Annotated in this window: 1 protein-coding gene; it reads right to left on the bottom strand. The window is 46.4% G+C overall.

Annotation, left to right across the window (positions count from 1 at the left end):
- Window positions 1-708: 708 nt before the first annotated feature.
- Window positions 709-1,704, bottom strand: a complete 996-nt coding sequence (locus ABL924_RS18330) for a Tn3 family transposase (protein WP_349028536.1) — start codon at window positions 1,702-1,704, stop codon at window positions 709-711.
- Window positions 1,705-1,799 lie beyond the last annotated feature (95 nt).

Here is a 1,799-nt window from a genome sequence, read left to right as displayed (position 1 = left end):
GGGCTAGGTTCTTCCAGGACATAGGCTATTGCTCGAACTTGAATAAAGGCTTATTTTACCCATTTTGGGGCTTGAGGTCGTGCAAAGGTCTCAATATATAATAAAATCAATGCATATAGATATAAATAGAAGCTGATAAGAATATCGGCAAACGTGATATATAGCGACTGTTAATCACTAGGTCGGCGGTTCGAGCCCGTCCGGGGGAGCCATATTAATCAATTGCTTAACTAACAAATCAAACTCTTTCTGTTTCTCGTGGGGTACTAGCGGGGCAATTCCAAATAAATCAACACAGCAACACGCAACAACACAGGCCGGATTTTTACCTAAATACGCGCCTATCACCACTCTACAAAACCGATAAAACCCACAACAAAACAACACCTGCTGACTGGCTAAAAAATCAGCCGTTTTGCCCTGTTTTAATTTCTAACAGCCCCTCAAGTGCCCCATTAATAGAATTACAATCTATTAATCCCTATTTGGGGTTAGGCATTTATAGATACCTTGAGACCTTTGCACGACCCCAAGCCCCAAAACGGGTAAAATAGACCTTTATTCAAGACCGAGCAACAGCCCATGTCCTGGAAGAACCTAGCCCAAAGCAGTTTAAGCGACACCCTTGTCAAGCCATGTAGCCTTGGAAGAACTGGACGGCATCCACCAGTTAGGGTGCTGTGCATATTCGTCCGTAAATATACGCTATTACAATTTAACCTTTTCCCAGTTTAGGATGTAATCCCCATAGAGGATGACATTATCCCAAGAAATGGGGCTGACATGCTGTATGAGAGAGATATCGATGCTGCCGTCATCGGGCAAATGCTCCTGGATGACGCGGTTAATTTCCTTGGCCTGCCAGTAAATAATACAAGCCATCACCAATGTCAGGCAACTACAGGAGTGGCGTTGGTCCAGCCAGTCGCGCTTGTCCACCAGGCCACGCTTGCCCAATTTAATATCCCGATCCAGGGCGTGAATCTGTTCACCCTTGAGCAAGCCCCGGCGGTTTCGGCGGCGCAGCGCAGGGTCGGACATATAGGACAGCGTATTTTCAGTACGGAGCAACCGCCCCAATTCCCGGTTTGCCCGATAAAAATGGTTTTTGCCGCTGAAACCGTTCAGCCGCCGTAGAGCCGTAGATGCGGTGACATGGCCGTTTTCCAATGAACAGTAAAAATGCCCCATACGATCCCACTGTTCGACAATCCAGTCAGGATGTAAAGCGCGGTCTTTTTTGTTCAGCAACACCTTAAGCGCCCCGTAATCCTTATTGGAATCCATGTGAAATATCGCGTACTTGTGCAATCCTTTAATTCTGGGGACAAACCTCTTGCCCAACATTGCAAAGGCCGTAAAGTTTATATCGGTAAAGCCGTGGGTATCCGTGTAATGCTCTTCGATGTTGAGGTCGCTTTCATTGTAGAGTATGCCATCAAGCACAAACGGCGCATCGCGGTCAGCACACTCATGTTGCAAACTATAATAAGACGCAAAATTGTCAGCCACAAAACTGTAAAACTCGATAGCGAAATCCCTGAAAGTATGGCTGTAAGTCTGTGACAGCACTTTCCGGCGCAAGCCAAACCGTTGTGCGTCACTACTGGAAGTCTTGCCTTCCCCCCAGGCTTGGGTGATGTCCAACTTACTGATAGCATTGACGACCTTAGCCAGCGCACTGCGTTGGTTGTCGTCATTTATAGATACGGCCTTATAAAGTTTGAACTTATAGCGTTATTTTGTGTCTTATCCGTATGGAAAAAGAAGACGCGAGGTATCAAACATTGGAGCAACTG

Source organism: Methyloglobulus sp. (assembly GCF_040079455.1).
Classification (GTDB): Bacteria; Pseudomonadota; Gammaproteobacteria; order Methylococcales; family Methylomonadaceae; genus Methyloglobulus.
Note: the sequence above shows the minus strand (reverse complement) of the source record. Positions and strands in the feature narration are given on the sequence as shown.